The 14,809-nt window shown below is 64.5% G+C and carries 10 protein-coding genes; 8 read left to right on the top strand and 2 right to left on the bottom strand.

The window, feature by feature from the left end; all coding sequences use genetic code 11:
- Positions 1 to 3 precede the first annotated feature (3 nt).
- The 6 genes from C6A77_RS10545 (at position 4) to C6A77_RS10520 (ending at position 9,774) form a co-directional block, all read left to right on the top strand.
- Complete coding sequence (locus C6A77_RS10545) at positions 4 to 381, top strand: response regulator (RefSeq protein ID WP_114169424.1); 378 nt, start codon at positions 4 to 6, stop codon at positions 379 to 381.
- Between the two features lie 540 nt (positions 382 to 921).
- A complete protein-coding gene (mexE, locus tag C6A77_RS10540; RefSeq protein ID WP_114169423.1) occupies positions 922 to 2,163 on the top strand; it encodes a multidrug efflux RND transporter periplasmic adaptor subunit MexE in 1,242 nt (413 codons plus the stop codon).
- A gap of 12 nt (positions 2,164 to 2,175) precedes the next feature.
- Positions 2,176 to 5,355: an efflux RND transporter permease subunit gene (locus tag C6A77_RS10535; protein ID WP_114169422.1), complete on the top strand. Its 3,180-nt coding sequence runs from the start codon at positions 2,176 to 2,178 to the stop codon at positions 5,353 to 5,355.
- Positions 5,352 to 6,767 (top strand): TolC family protein, encoded by a 1,416-nt coding sequence (locus C6A77_RS10530; protein WP_114169421.1) that lies wholly within the window; start codon positions 5,352 to 5,354, stop codon positions 6,765 to 6,767. The genes C6A77_RS10535 and C6A77_RS10530 overlap by 4 nt, the downstream gene beginning before the upstream one ends.
- A 243-nt stretch (positions 6,768 to 7,010) precedes the next feature.
- Positions 7,011 to 8,066 (top strand): HEAT repeat domain-containing protein, encoded by a 1,056-nt coding sequence (locus C6A77_RS10525; protein WP_114169420.1) that lies wholly within the window; start codon positions 7,011 to 7,013, stop codon positions 8,064 to 8,066.
- 79 nt (positions 8,067 to 8,145) lie between these two features.
- Complete coding sequence (locus C6A77_RS10520; protein WP_114169419.1) at positions 8,146 to 9,774, top strand: response regulator; 1,629 nt, start codon at positions 8,146 to 8,148, stop codon at positions 9,772 to 9,774.
- Between the two features lie 6 nt (positions 9,775 to 9,780).
- Here the strand turns inward: C6A77_RS10520 and C6A77_RS10515 are convergent, their stop codons facing one another.
- The gene (locus C6A77_RS10515) at positions 9,781 to 11,769 is read right to left on the bottom strand and encodes a PAS domain-containing sensor histidine kinase (RefSeq protein WP_241507409.1); all 1,989 of its coding nucleotides are present in this window, start codon (positions 11,767 to 11,769) and stop codon (positions 9,781 to 9,783) included.
- Positions 11,770 to 12,026: 257 nt separating this feature from the next.
- Between C6A77_RS10515 and C6A77_RS10510 the strand changes: the two genes are divergently transcribed.
- Entirely contained in the window at positions 12,027 to 12,713 is a 687-nt protein-coding gene (locus C6A77_RS10510) for a type 1 glutamine amidotransferase domain-containing protein (RefSeq protein ID WP_114169416.1), read from the top strand.
- A gap of 126 nt (positions 12,714 to 12,839) precedes the next feature.
- A complete protein-coding gene (locus tag C6A77_RS10505; RefSeq protein WP_114169412.1) occupies positions 12,840 to 13,628 on the top strand; it encodes a CSS-motif domain-containing protein in 789 nt (262 codons plus the stop codon).
- Positions 13,629 to 13,666: 38 nt separating this feature from the next.
- Here C6A77_RS10505 and hppD read toward each other — a convergent pair whose 3' ends face one another.
- Entirely contained in the window at positions 13,667 to 14,743 is a 1,077-nt protein-coding gene (gene hppD, locus C6A77_RS10500; protein ID WP_114169411.1) for a 4-hydroxyphenylpyruvate dioxygenase, read from the bottom strand.
- Between the last annotated feature and the right edge of the window lie 66 nt (positions 14,744 to 14,809).

Here is a 14,809-nt window from a genome sequence, read left to right as displayed (position 1 = left end):
GACATGAGTGAAGATGCACAAGATGTGGTACTGGTGGTCGAGGATGAACCGGCTATTCGGATGATCCTGCGTGATTACCTGGCAGGTGAGGGCTACCACGTGCTGGTGGCCGAAGACAGCGAACAGGCGTTCGCGATTCTGGCGAGCAAACCGCACCTGGACCTGATGGTGACGGACTTCCGTTTGCCGGGCGGGGTTTCCGGGGTGGAGATTGCCGAGCCGGCGGTGAAGTTGCGGCCGGACCTGAAGGTGATCTTCATCAGTGGCTACCCGGCGGAGATTCTCGAGTCTGGCAGCCCGATCGCGCGCAAGGCGCCGATCCTGGCCAAGCCGTTCGATCTGGATACCCTGCATGAGCAGATCCAGGCACTGCTGCGCTGAATTTTCGGGTAGAGCGCGGCTCATGTGGGAGCAACTGTCTTGCTCAATTTCTAAAGGCTGGCGCGACCCTCAGGCCTGTGGCTCACGCAGTACCTGTGGGAGCGGCCGTGGCCGCGAACACCGGCGCAGCCGGTGCCATCCACCGCGTCGCCTGCTTCGCGGGTGAACCCGCTCCCACATGGAATCGCGCAGGCCCCGGGCTCACGCCAAAACTGTGGGAGCGGCTTTAGCCGCGAACACCGGCGCAGCCGGTGCCATCCATCGAGTCGCCTGCATCGCGGGCTTGCCCGCACACATGGAATCGCGCGGGCCTATGGCTCACGCGGTACCTGTGGGAGCGGCTTTAGCCGCGAACACCGGCGCAGCCGGTGCCATCCATCGCGTTGCCTGCATCGCGCAGCGCTTGCGAACATGCCGCAAATCGATGATTGATCCGCACATATCATTCACCGTGATAATAACCTTCGTCCCGTTCGATTCGTGCCTCACGCGCAAGACACTCACACTCCGCCCACTACTAATACATTGGCGGAGTTCTCCATGGAACATTCACTCAAACCCTTGCGCTACCCCCTCGCTGCCCTGGCAGTGGTGGTGATCAGCGCTTGCGGCCGAACCCCCGACGCGGTGCAGGCTCCCGCTGCGCCGAAGGTCAGTGTGGCCAAGGTGATCGAACAACCGATCAACGAATGGGACGAGTTCACCGGCCGCCTCGAAGCCCCGGAAACCGTCGAAGTACGCCCACGGGTGTCTGGCCAGATCGACCTGGTGGCCTTCACCGAAGGCGCCCAGGTGAAAAAAGGCGACCTGCTGTTCCAGATCGACCCGCGTCCGTTCCAGGCAGAGGTCCGCCGCCTCGAAGCGCAACTGCAGCAGGCCAAGGCCACCGCCATCCGCAGCGCCAACGAAGCCCGCCGTGGCGAACGCCTGCGTGACAGCAACGCCATTTCCGCCGAGCTGGCCGAGTCGCGCAGCAGCGCCGCCGCCGAAGCCCGCGCCGGGGTCGAGGCAATCCAGGCCCAGCTCGACCTGGCCCGCCTGAACCTCAGCTTCACCCGGGTCACCGCGCCCATCAGCGGCCGTGTCAGCCGCGCCCAGTTCACCGCCGGCAACATCGTCACCGCCGATGTCACGCCGCTGACCAGCGTGGTTTCCACCGACAAGGTCTACGCCTACTTCGACGCCGACGAGCGCGTGTACCTCAAGTACACCCAGCTGGCGCGCGCAGGCCAGCGCGGCCAGAGCACCCCGGTGTACCTGGGCCTGACCAACGAAACCGGCAACCCGCACCTGGGCCAGATGAACTTCGTCGACAACCAGGTCAACCCGCGCACCGGCACCATCCGCGGCCGTGCGGTGTTCGACAACAGTGACGGCCAGTTCACCCCGGGCCTGTACGCGCGCCTGAAGCTGGTCGGCAGCGCCCAGTACCAGGCCGTGCTGATCAACGACGAAGCCGTCGGCACCGACCTTGGCAAGAAGTTCGTGCTGGTCATGGACAAGGACAACAAGGCCGCCTACCGCGCCGTGGAACTGGGGCCGAAGCTGGAAGGCCTGCGCATCGTCCGTAGCGGCCTGGGCAAGGACGAGCGCATCGTGGTCAAGGGCCTGCAGCGCGTACGCCCGGGTTCGCCGGTGACGCCGGTCGAGGCGCCGATGGCCAGCGAGCAGACCCTCGCCGCCCTCGCCCAGCAGCGCCAGGCCCTGGAGGCCAGCAACCCGGCGCCGAAGGTGGCGGGCAACAACGTGAAAGTCGCCAGCGCCCCGGCGCCGCGCGGTTAAGGGACCACACCGATGAACTTCTCGAAATTCTTCATTACCCGGCCGATCTTCGCCGCGGTGCTGTCGCTGGTGCTGCTGATCGCGGGTTCGATCTCGCTGTTCCAGCTGCCGATCAGCGAATACCCCGAAGTGGTGCCGCCCACCGTGGTGGTGCGCGCCAACTTCCCCGGCGCCAACCCCAAGGTCATCGGCGAAACCGTCGCCGCGCCGCTGGAGCAGGCCATCACCGGGGTGGAGAACATGCTGTACATGTCCTCCCAGTCCACCGCCGACGGCAAACTGACGCTGACCATCACCTTCGCCCTGGGCACCGACCTGGACAACGCGCAGGTGCAGGTGCAGAACCGCGTGACCCGCACCCAGCCCAAGCTGCCCGAGGAAGTGACCCGGATCGGCATCACCGTCGACAAGGCCTCGCCCGACCTGACCATGGTCGTGCACCTGACGTCGCCGGACAACCGCTACGACATGCTCTACCTGTCCAACTACGCCATCCTCAACATCAAGGACGAGCTGGCACGCCTGGGCGGCGTCGGCGATGTGCAGCTGTTCGGCATGGGCGACTACTCGCTGCGGGTATGGCTGGACCCGAACAAGACCGCTTCGCGCAACCTCACCGCCAGTGATGTGGTCGCGGCGATCCGCGAGCAGAACCGCCAGGTGGCCGCCGGCCAGCTGGGCGCCCCGCCCGCGCCCGGCTCGACCAGCTTCCAGCTGTCGATCAATACCCAGGGCCGTCTGGTCAACGAGGAAGAGTTCGAGAACATCATCATCCGTGCCGGTGCCGATGGCGAGATCACCCGCCTGAAGGACATCGCCCGGGTCGAGCTCGGCTCCAGCCAGTACGCCCTGCGCTCGCTGCTGAACAACCAGCCGGCGGTGGCCATCCCGATCTTCCAGCGCCCCGGCTCCAATGCCATCGAGATCTCCGACGAAGTGCGGGCGAAGATGGCCGAGCTGAAGAAGGACTTCCCCGAAGGCATGGACTACAGCATCGTCTATGACCCGACCGTGTTCGTCCGTGGCTCCATCGAAGCCGTGGTCCACACCCTGTTCGAAGCCCTGGTGCTGGTGGTGCTGGTGGTGATCCTGTTCCTGCAGACCTGGCGTGCCTCGATCATCCCGCTGATGGCGGTGCCGGTATCGCTGATCGGGACCTTTGCCGTAATGCACCTGTTCGGCTTCTCGCTCAACGCGCTGTCATTGTTCGGCCTGGTGCTGGCCATCGGTATCGTGGTGGACGACGCCATCGTCGTGGTGGAGAACGTCGAGCGCAACATCGGCCTCGGCCTGAAACCGCTGGAAGCCACGCAGAAGGCCATGGGCGAAGTGACCGGCCCGATCATCGCCACCGCCCTGGTGCTGTGCGCGGTGTTCGTACCTGCGGCGTTCATTTCCGGCCTGACCGGGCAGTTCTACAAGCAGTTCGCCCTGACCATCGCCATTTCCACGGTGATCTCGGCCTTCAACTCGCTGACCCTGTCGCCGGCGCTGGCCGCCGTGCTGCTGAAAGAGCACCACGCACCCAAGGACCGCTTCTCGCGGATACTGGAAAAACTGCTGGGCAGCTGGCTGTTCGCCCCGTTCAACCGCTTCTTCGACCGCGCCTCCAACCGCTACGTCGGCGGCGTGCGCCGGGTCATCCGCTCCAGCGGCATCGCCCTGTTCGTGTATGCCGGCCTGATGGGCCTGACCTACCTGGGCTTCTCGTCCACCCCGACCGGTTTCGTGCCGGCCCAGGACAAGCAGTACCTGGTGGCGTTCGCCCAGCTGCCTGATGCGGCCAGCCTCGACCGCACCGAAGCGGTGATCAAGCGCATGAGCGAAATCGCCCTGAAGCAGCCTGGCGTGGCCGACTCGGTAGCCTTCCCCGGCCTGTCGATCAACGGCTTCACCAACAGCCCGAACAGCGGCATCGTCTTCACCCCGCTCAAGCCGTTCGACGAGCGCAAGGACCCGAGCCAGTCGGCCGCCGCCATTGCCGCTGCGCTGAATGCCCAGTTCGCCGACATCCAGGACGCCTACATCGCGATCTTCCCGCCTCCGCCGGTACAAGGCCTGGGCACCATCGGCGGTTTCCGCCTGCAGATCGAGGACCGTGGCAACCTGGGTTACGAAGCGCTGTACAAGGAAACCCAGAACATCATCGCCAAGAGCCACAACGTGCCGGAACTGGCCGGCCTGTTCACCAGCTACCAGGTCAACGTGCCGCAGGTCGATGCCGCCATCGACCGGGAAAAGGCCAAGACCCACGGCGTGGCGATCACCGACATCTTCGACACCCTGCAGGTCTACCTGGGCTCGCTGTACACCAACGACTTCAACCGCTTCGGCCGCACCTACCAGGTCAATGTCCAGGCCGAGCAGCAGTTCCGCCTGGATGCCGAGCAGATCGGCCAGTTGAAGGTGCGCAACAACCTCGGCGAGATGATCCCGCTGGCGACCTTCCTCAAGGTCAGCGACACCTCCGGGCCTGACCGGGTGATGCACTACAACGGCTTCATCACCGCCGAAATCAACGGTGCTGCGGCCCCGGGCTACAGCTCCGGCCAGGCCGAGGCGGCGATCGAGAAGCTGCTGAAAGAGGAACTGCCCAACGGCATGACCTTCGAGTGGACCGACCTGACCTACCAGCAGATTCTCTCGGGCAACACTGCGCTGTTCGTGTTCCCGTTGTGCGTGCTGCTGGCCTTCCTGGTGCTGGCTGCCCAGTACGAAAGCTGGAGCCTGCCGCTGGCGGTGATCCTGATCGTGCCGATGACTCTGCTGTCGGCGATCACCGGGGTGATCGTGTCGGGTGGTGACAACAACATCTTCACCCAGATCGGCCTGATCGTACTGGTCGGCCTGGCGTGCAAGAACGCGATCCTGATCGTCGAGTTCGCCAAGGACGAGCAGGCCAAGGGCCTCGACCCGCTGGCTGCGGTACTGGAAGCCTGCCGCCTGCGTCTGCGGCCGATCCTGATGACCTCGATCGCCTTCATCATGGGTGTGGTACCGCTGGTGTTCAGCTCCGGTGCCGGCTCGGAAATGCGCCATGCCATGGGTGTGGCGGTATTCTCGGGGATGATCGGCGTGACCGTGTTCGGCCTGTTCCTGACCCCGGTGTTCTTCTTCCTGATCCGCCGTTTCGTCGAACGTCGCCAGGCCCGCAAGGCCGAACGCGCTCACTCGCTGGAGAGCCACGCATGAACCTGCTCAAACCCCTGACGCCGAGCCTGCTGGCGCTGGCCCTGGCGGCCTGCGCGGTAGGCCCGGACTACCAGGCACCAGCCACCGCGCCGGCGCAGCTGGCCAGCGATGTCCAGGCCAAGGCCTACGACCGTAGCCGGTTCGAAAGCCTGTGGTGGCAGCAGTTCGACGACCCGGTGCTGAACCAGTTGGTGCAGGCCTCGCTGAACGGCAACCGCGACCTGCGCGTGGCCTTCGCTCGCCTGAAATCGGCGCGTTCGATCCGTGAAGACGCCGAGAATGACCAGTTCCCGGTGGTCACCAGCCGCGCCAGCAGTGACCTCGGCAAGGGCCAGATTCCCGGGCAGACCACGCAGCGGGTGAACAGCGAGCGGTACGACCTGGGCCTGGACATGGCCTGGGAGCTTGACCTGTTCGGCCGCATCCAGCGCCAGATCGAAGCCAGCGAGGCCCAGGAGGCGGTAGCCGCCGCTGACCTGCAGCAGTTGCAGGTCAGCCTGATCGCCGAGCTGGTCGATGCCTACGGCCAGCTGCGCGGCGCGCAGTTGCGCGAGAAGATCGCCCTGGCCAACCTCAAGACCCAGCAGGAATCGCGGGCCATCACCGAAACCTTGCGCGATGCTGGCGTGGGCAACGACCTGGATGTGGTGCGTGCCGACGCGCGCCTGGCCGGGGTCGAAGCCACCGTGCCGCAGCTGCAGGCAGAACAGGCGCGTGCCCGCCACCGTATCGCCACCCTGCTCGGCCAGCGCCCCGAGGCGCTCAGCGTCGACCTGTCGCCCAAAGCGCTGCCAGCGATTGCCAAGGCGCTGCCGGTGGGTGACCCGGGTGAACTGTTGCGCCGCCGCCCGGACATCCGCAGCGCCGAACGCCAGCTGGCGGCAGCCACTGCCAATGTCGGTGTGGCCACGGCCGACCTGTTCCCCCGCGTCAGCCTTAGCGGCTTCCTGGGCTTCACCGCCGCCCGCGGTTCGCAGATCGGCGCCTCGGCGGCCAATGCCTGGGCGCTGGGCCCGAGCATCACCTGGGCGGCTTTCGACCTCGGTAGCGTCCGCGCCCGCCTGCGCGGTGCCAAGGCTGACGCCGAGGGGGCGCTGGCCAGTTACGAACAGCAGGTGTTGCTGGCCCTGGAAGAGTCGGCCAACGCCTTCAGCGATTACGACAAGACCCAGCAGCGGCTGATGTCGCTGATGCGCCAGAGCGACGCCAGCCGCAAGGCTGCGGAGCTGGCCTCGATTCGTTATCGCGAGGGTACGGTGGACTACCTGGTGCTGCTCGATGCCGAGCGTGAACGGCTGAGCGCCGAAGATGCACAGGCCCAGGGCGAGGTGGAGCTGTATCGCGGCATCGTCTCGATCTACAAGGCCCTGGGTGGTGGCTGGCAGCCAGAGACGCTGGCCAGCGCGCGCTGACATAGCCCTTTTGCAACGACTCCTTTGGTTGGCTCCTCCCCCAACCGTTTGCCCCGCAGGCCTTGGTCCGCGGGGCTTTTTTATTCAGCGCCGAGCGCAGCCCCACCGCATACCCGGTGGGAGCGGCCGTGGCCGCGAACACCGGCGCAGCCGGTGCCATCCACCGCACGGCGGCAGGCCCCAGGTTGCATTTGCCCCCCGGCTGGCCCAAGCTCTGCCCTTCCCGCCGCCACGGAACGTCCGATGCCCAGACGCAACCGCTACCTGATCGCCCTGCTGCTGTTGATCCTGGTATCGGCCCTGTTCGGCTACCTGTGGCACGACGACCAGCCCGCCCCGCCCATCCTGCCCCCGCACAGCTATGCCAAGGCCTTGCGCCAGGCGCATGACGGCCAGCCCGGTGCTGCGCGGGTGCTGTATCAGCAGTTGCAACGTACCGACCTGCCGCCCATCCGCCGTGCTGCCTTGTACGCCGAACTGCCCAACTACCCCTCGCCACAGGCATTGAAGCTCGCCCGCCAGGACCTGGAACACGCCGACCCCATGGTGCGCCGGGCAGCGATTGCCGGCATCCGCCGCTTGCTGCCACCAGCGCAACGCAGCCTGGTGCTCGGCCCGCTGCTGGACGACGATGAGCAAAGCGTGCGCTTTGCCGCCGTGGATGCCCTGCTGGGGCTCGATCCCGACGCCATCGGCCTGTATTTCGGCCCGCTGCAAACGGCCCTCGAGCACTACCAGCAAACGCTCGAACAGCAACCCGAAGATGCCGACGCGCAGGTCCACCTGGCGCGCCTGTACCTGCACGAAAACGACTACACCCTGGCCGCCAACGCCCTGCAACGCGCCCTGCAGGTAGCCCCCGGCAACCTCGACGCCCTGGCGACGCAGGTACGCCTGCTCGAGCGCCAGGGCCATCACGATGCTTCGCGCCAGGTGCTGGCCAAGGCCCTTGCATCCAGCCCGGATTCTGCCTTCCTGCAATACGAGCTGGGGCTCTGGCTCAACCGCCATGAACAGCGCGAATACGCCTTGCTGGCATTGTCCCGCGCCGTCGAACTGGACCCGGACAACGCCGACTACCGCTACACCCTGGCGGTCACCCTGCATGAACTGGAGCAACTCGACGCCGCGCAGAAGCAGCTGGAAACCGTGCTCAACCGCCAGCCGGCCAACCGCCGGGCGCGGGTGCTGCTGATCCAGTACTGGAAAGAAACCGGCCAACTGCAGAACGTGCAAGTGCTGCTGGCCGAGCTGGAGCGGCAGAACCCGGACGATCCCGTACTGCAACAGGGCCTGTAGCGGGACGTCCGATCTTTTTGAACCTTGGCATCCTGCCCAGGGTCCAGTGAGTATCGGACCACCTTACAGGAGAGTCGTTTTGGCCAGTTCGTTGGCGCTGGACGAACGTGCCCTGATTCTGGCGCCCGCGCCATTAGCGGCGGACACCGCGCGCCTGCTAGCCAGCGCCGGCATTGACTGCCTGTGCCCGGTCGACCTGGACCACCTGCTGGCCTGCCTGGGCGAAGGCGCTGGCCTGGTGATGATCGCCGAGCACCTGTTCAAACAGGCCCCAGGCGCATCGCTGCAGGCCTACCTCGACCAGCAACCGATCTGGTCTGACCTGCCCATTCTGCTGATCCCCCAAGGCAGCCCGACAACCGCAGGCTCCCCCTACCCTGCGCGGGGCACTCTGGCACTGCTGCCGGCCCCGTTCGAGCATGCCCAGCTGCTTCATATGGCCAGGGCTGCCCTGCGCAACCGACGCCGCCAGTACCAAGTGCGCGACCAGTTGCTGGAACTGCAGCGACGCCTGGACATGCAGCGCGCACCTGCAGTGGAAAGCCAGGAACACAGCCAGGAACACAGCGAGTTCGCCCGCCATCAGGCGCGCAAGATGGACGCCATCGGCCAGCTCGCCGGGGGCGTCGCGCACGACTTCAACAACCTGCTCACCAGCATCGGCGGCAGCTTCGAGCTGATCGAGCGGCGCCTGCGCCAGGGCCGTAGCGACGGCCTGGACAGCATGTTACGCATGGGCCGCGAGGCGGTGTCGCGCGCCAGCCGCCTGACCCACCGCCTGCTGGCCTTCTCGTCGCGGCAATCGCTGCACAGCCAGCGGATCGACCTGCACGAGCTGCTCCAGGGAAACCGCCTGAAGGCCTGCCTGAACCCGGCCGTGACCCTGCAGCTACACCTCGATAAGCAGCTGTGGCCCGTCGAAGCCGATGAGCAGCAGTTGCAGGAAGCCCTCGACAACCTGCTGCTCAACGCCTGCGAAGCCATGCCCAGTGGTGGCCAGCTCAGTATCGAGGCGAGTAACCAGCCCATCGCCACCGGGCAATTCGCTGGCGGCGCCCTGTGCGCCGGTGACTACGTGCGCCTGCGCATCATCGATAACGGCCAAGGCATGGCGCAAGGCACGCTGGAGCATGCCTTCGAGCCTTTCTTCAGCACCAAGGCGATCGGCCAGGGCATCGGCCTGGGGCTGTCGATGGTCTACGGCTTCAGTAAACAGTCGCACGGCCATGTCACCCTGCACAGCCAGGTGGGCCAGGGCACCCGCGTCGATCTGTACCTGCCGCGCCATGTTCGCCAGACCACAGCAGCGGACAACCCGGCACAACCGGTGCAAGGTAGCCGTGGCCGTCACGTGCTGGTGGTCGAGGACGATGAAAATGTTCGCCAGTTGCTGTGCCAGGCCCTGCGCGAGGATGGCTTCGCCTGCCAGAGCGCCACCAACGCCAACGACGGGCTGAAGGTGCTGCGCTCGACACAACCGGTGGACCTGCTGATCAGTGACGTCGGCCTGCCCGGCATGAATGGCCGCCAGCTGGCCGAAATCGCGCGCAGTCTGAACCCGCACTTGCCGGTGCTGTTCATCACCGGCTACGCGGAAACGGCCATGGCCCGCGAGGGTTTTCTCGAGGCGGGCATGTACCTGATCTGCAAGCCCTTCGAGCTGAAGCAACTGCAGGCGCAGGTGAGCCAGATACTCGGCGAACCTTGAACCCCGTCAGCCCTCGAGCATGCGTAAGGCCTGGTCGGCAAGCTGCGCCAGTGGGAACGGCTTGTTCATCAATGCCGTGCCCGGCTGTTCGAGCAGCTGTGCTTCGATCGGCTGATCGGCATAACCGGTGATGAACAGGATCTTCTGCTGCGGCAGCTGCATGCGCATGGCCTTGGCCACCTGGCGGCCACTGAAGCCGCCAGGCAGGCCGATGTCGGTAATCACCAGGTCGAACGGCCCGTCATGGCGGAAGCGCTCCAGCGCACTATTGGCATCGCCCACCTCGGTGACCCGGAAGCCACGCTCGGTCAGGTACTCGACCATGACCCCACGTAAACCCAGTTCATCATCCACCAGCAACACCCGCTCGCCCTGGGCCATGCCCTGCGCAAGCTGCGGCGGCTCGGGTGCTTCGAGCACCGGGTCATGGCACCTGGGAAACAGCATCGAGACCCGGGTGCCCTGGTTGGGGGCCGACTCGATCCAGACGTAGCCCCCCGACTGGCCGACAAAACCATACACCATCGACAACCCGAGCCCGGAGCCGCGCCCGACCGGTTTGGTGGTGAAGAACGGCTCGAAGGCCTTGGCAATGTCCGCGGCCGGCATGCCATGGCCATCGTCCTCGACATGCAGGGCAACGTAATCGCCTGGCGGCAAGCCATTCTCATCCGGAAAACAGGCCGTCAGCCGCTTGTTGACGCTGCACAACGTGACATTGCCCCGCCCCAGGCACGCTTCACGCGCATTGGTGCAGAGGTTGATCAAGGCATTTTCAAGCTGAGGTACGTCGAGGCTTACCGCCCAGGGGGCGACATCCAGTTGCCAGTGCAACCGCATTTCTGCGCCGAGCGCGCTGCGCAACAGCGGTTCGCTCAGGCGCAATTGCCGATTGAAGTCGAGCGGCTTGGGGGCCAGCGGTTGATGATGGGAAAACGCTAACAGGCGATGGGTCAGTTCCATGGCGCGCTGCACCGAATCACGCGCCACCTCGACGTAGGCGTCTACCCGTTCCAGTCGTCCTTCCTGCAAGCGCCGTTGCAGCAGTTCGAGGCTACCGCCGATACCCGACAGCAGGTTGTTCATTTCGTGGCCCATGCCGCCGGCCAGCTGGCCAACCACCTCAAGGCGCTCGTGGTTGCGCATCAACGCCTTGGATTGACGCGCAGCCTCCTCACGGTCTTCGCTGATGTCCCGGCCAACCGCCGTCAGCAGGCGGCCATCGAAACGGGCGCTCCAGCGAAACCAGTGGTAGTGGCCATCGCGATGACGCAGGCGGGTTTCCAGTTGCTCGGTGTTGCTGTACTGGAGGAAACCGGACACGGCTACCTGCACTTCGGCGCGGTCGGCCGGATGCACCAGTTCCAGAACCGGCGTACCGCGCACCTGCTCTTCGCTCCAGCCCAGAACACGGTACCAGGCAGGGTTGGCGGCCTGCACCTTGAGGTCGGGGGTAACGCTCATCATCGCATCGCGCGACAATTGCCAGAACTGTTCGCGCTCCAGCACATGCTGCTCGACCTGGCGCTCGAAGCCCTGCGCCTGCTCGCGCCAATGGCGGTGCGCCTCGACGCTGGCGGCGGTCTCGATCACGGTATGCAGAAAACCCGCGACGTTGCCCAGCTCGTCGTGCAGCGGCGCATAGCCGAATGCACACCACAGCAGTTCGCTCTCTTCGCCACAGACGATACGCAGCGGCGGGTCTTCGACAAAACTCGACCGCCCTTCAAGCGCCTTGAATACCCATGGCCCCAGCGCCGGCCAGACATCGCGCCACAGGGTGTCGAAAGCCATGCCCAACGCATCCGGGGCTACCGGCCGCAACGCCCGGTAGCGGTCGTTGTGGATCACGCTGAGGTCGGGGCCCCAGACCACGGCACAGGGGAACGGCGACAGGTGCATCATGTCGACGGCGATACGTAGCGAGGCCGGCCAGCGCGGCAACGGCCCGAGCGAGGTGCGTGCCCAGTCGAATTGTACGATCCGTTCGCCCATCGTGGCGAGCGGTACCAACCCCGGTGGTTGCAGGATGACCTGCGGCGCAGGTTCGCGCGGCGTACCGTTTGCGACCACTATCGTGACTCCGGCATGCGTGACTCAGGAAAGATTACGGGCGCCCCGTGATTGTCGTTCACGTTAGCACAGGACACGCCGCGCACCATGGCGTACTTGCATCAGCCAGCTATGCTCATTAGGTTTTCCCTCGGGCCAGGGAGCAACGGCCCATTCAGGTTGCCGACGGGAGCGTGGTCATGAGCAAGAAAATGCTGGTGGTGCTGACCAACACAGCCAAGTATCCGACCCTGAAACGGGCGACGGGGTTGTGGCTGGGAGAAGCCGTGCATTTTGTCGCGGAGGTGGAAAAGGCCGGCTACACGGTCGATTATGTCAGCCCCTTGGGCGGTTATGTTCCCGTCGACCCGCACAGTCTGCCGATGGCTCCCGAGCTGGACTGGCAATGGTATGACGACAAGGCTTTCATGTCGCGCCTGGGCAGCACCTCGAGCCCTGGCCAGGTGAAGGCCGAAGAATACAACGTCATCTATTACACCGGCGGGCACGGCGTCATGTATGACTTTGCCGACAATCAGCCGCTTCAGGACCTGGCACGCCGGGTCTACGAAAACCAGGGTATTGTCGCCGCTGTCTGCCACGGCGTCGTCGGCCTGCTCAACATCAAACTCAGTGACAACAGCCTGCTGCTGAAAGACCGTCAGGTGACCGGTTTCTCCAACACCGAGGAAAAGCTCGCCGAGCTGGACAAGGTGGTCCCCTTTCTCACCGAAAACGAGCTGCGCGCCCGGGGCGGCCGCTACAGCAAGCATGAAGACCCGTGGCAACCTTTCGTGATCGAAGATGATCGGCTGATCACCGGGCAGAACCCCGCGTCCACGGCGCTGCTGGCAAAAACGGTGCTCGCCAGACTGAAGAAAAGCTGACAACGGAGATCTGCTTTTCTTCAATGTTGCACCACGCATGGCTTACAGCCGACGCGTCATCGAGTTCATAGCATCAGCGCTCACCTGTTCAACCCGAACAGCAAGTTTCAACGGAGCGGCGGTCCTATGGCAGAAGTACCCACCCTTGGCACTAACTGGCGGAATTTACTGTTGACACTGGCCATCGGCCTAACTCCAGTGCTATCCGGGTTAATGATGATGGATTATCAGCTGGGGAGAAAACTTGAGGAGAACGCCAAGGTTTCTGTTCAGGAGGCAGTGTTCAGCATCGACCAGGCAATAGGCCGCATGGAGGCCGACCTGGAAATGATCCAGCCCTTGGCAGGCCAACCCTGTGTCGAAGTGTTCGATGCGCTGGAGCAGCGAGTGGCCAACAGTCCGCATCTTCGTTCGCTGGTGCTCACCCGCGACCGACAAGCCTATTGTACGACCGATATGGACCCTCTGGCCTATAACTCGGCTTTCTCGCAGTCCGCACGGCAGACGGAGCTGGCATTCGACGCTCCGTCGTCGCCTAACGCAGCGATCATCAAGATCCAGAGACCGCAAAACGACCCCGGGGTAATTGCAACCGCGTACGGTCGGCCGCTGCGTGACGAACTGCGTGCTTTCCAGGACGGCCTGACGTTGCTACTGGAATTCAACGACTTGTATATCTGGAGCGAGGGGGACAGCCGCGACGCACAACGGCCCTCCCAGGTCGAATTCACCGAGCGCGCAGCGTCCGGGAAATACGGCTACGTGGTGATCGGCGGCTACGCCAAAGGGTACACCGCCAAGGAGTTCCGCCTATCCCTGCATCAGGTACTGCCATCGCTGGTACTGGTCGCGGTGGTCAGTATGGTCATCATGTTCCTGGGGCTGACCGTCTCGGGGCGCAGAAAGAGGGGTTGAAACCGCCGTCAGCGCATCGTGACGGCGGCCCCCAAGGCTCAGTCGGTGCTCAGCACACCACGGCGCACCTGGTCCCGCTCGATGGACTCGAACAGGGCCTTGAAGTTGCCTTCGCCAAAGCCGTCATCACCCTTGCGCTGGATGAATTCGAAGAACACCGGGCCCAGCAGGGTTTCGGAGAAAATCTGCAGCAGCAGGCGCTTGTCGCCAGGCTCCGAGGCGCCATCCAGCAGGATGCCACGGGGCTGCAGCTGGTCTACCGGCTCGCCGTGACCTGGCAGGCGCTCTTCGAGCATTTCGTAGTAGGTTTGCGGCGGTGCGGTCATGAAACGCATGCCGAAGCCTTTGAGGGCGTCCCAGGTCTTGAGCAGGTCATCGGTCAGGAAGGCCACGTGCTGAATGCCTTCACCGTTGAACTGCATCAGGAACTCTTCGATCTGCCCCGAGCCCTTGGACGATTCTTCGTTCAGCGGGATGCGGATCATGCCATCGGGTGCGGTCATGGCACGCGAAGTCAGGCCGGTGTACTCACCCTTGATGTCGAAGTAGCGGATTTCGCGGAAGTTGAACAGCTTCTCGTAGAAGCCCGCCCAGTACGACATGCGCCCACGATAGACGTTGTGAGTGAGGTGATCGATGAGCTTCAGGCCGGCACCCACCGGGTGGCGATCAACGCCTTCGATGAACTTGAAGTCGATATCGTAGATCGAGCTGCCTTCTTCGAAGCGGTCGATCAGGTACAGCGGCGCACCGCCGATACCCTTGATCGCCGGCAGGCGCAGCTCCATCGGGCCGGTTTCGATTTCCACCGGCTGCGCACCCAGCTCCAGGGCACGCGCATAGGCTTCATGGGCATTGCGCACACGGAACGCCATGCCACACACCGACGGGCCGTGTTCGGCGGCGAAGTACGAGGCGATGCTCTTGGGTTCGTTGTTCAGAATCAGGTTGATGTCGCCCTGGCGATACAGGTGCACATCCTTGGAACGGTGGGTAGCCACCTTGGTGAAGCCCAGCATCTGGAACACCGGCTCGAGTACGCCGGGGGTCGGCGAAGCCAGTTCGATGAATTCGAAGCCCATCAGGCCCATTGGATTGTCAAAGATATCAGCCATGTTCGTGTCCTCATCTGCAGCGAAAATTAATGATTGCGTGGGATGTGGCACGGAAATGGCGGTGAG

The sequence above is a fragment of the Pseudomonas sp. AFG_SD02_1510_Pfu_092 genome (genome assembly GCF_003331055.1).
Taxonomy (GTDB): Bacteria; Pseudomonadota; Gammaproteobacteria; order Pseudomonadales; family Pseudomonadaceae; genus Aquipseudomonas.
Note: the sequence above shows the minus strand (reverse complement) of the source record. Positions and strands in the feature narration are given on the sequence as shown.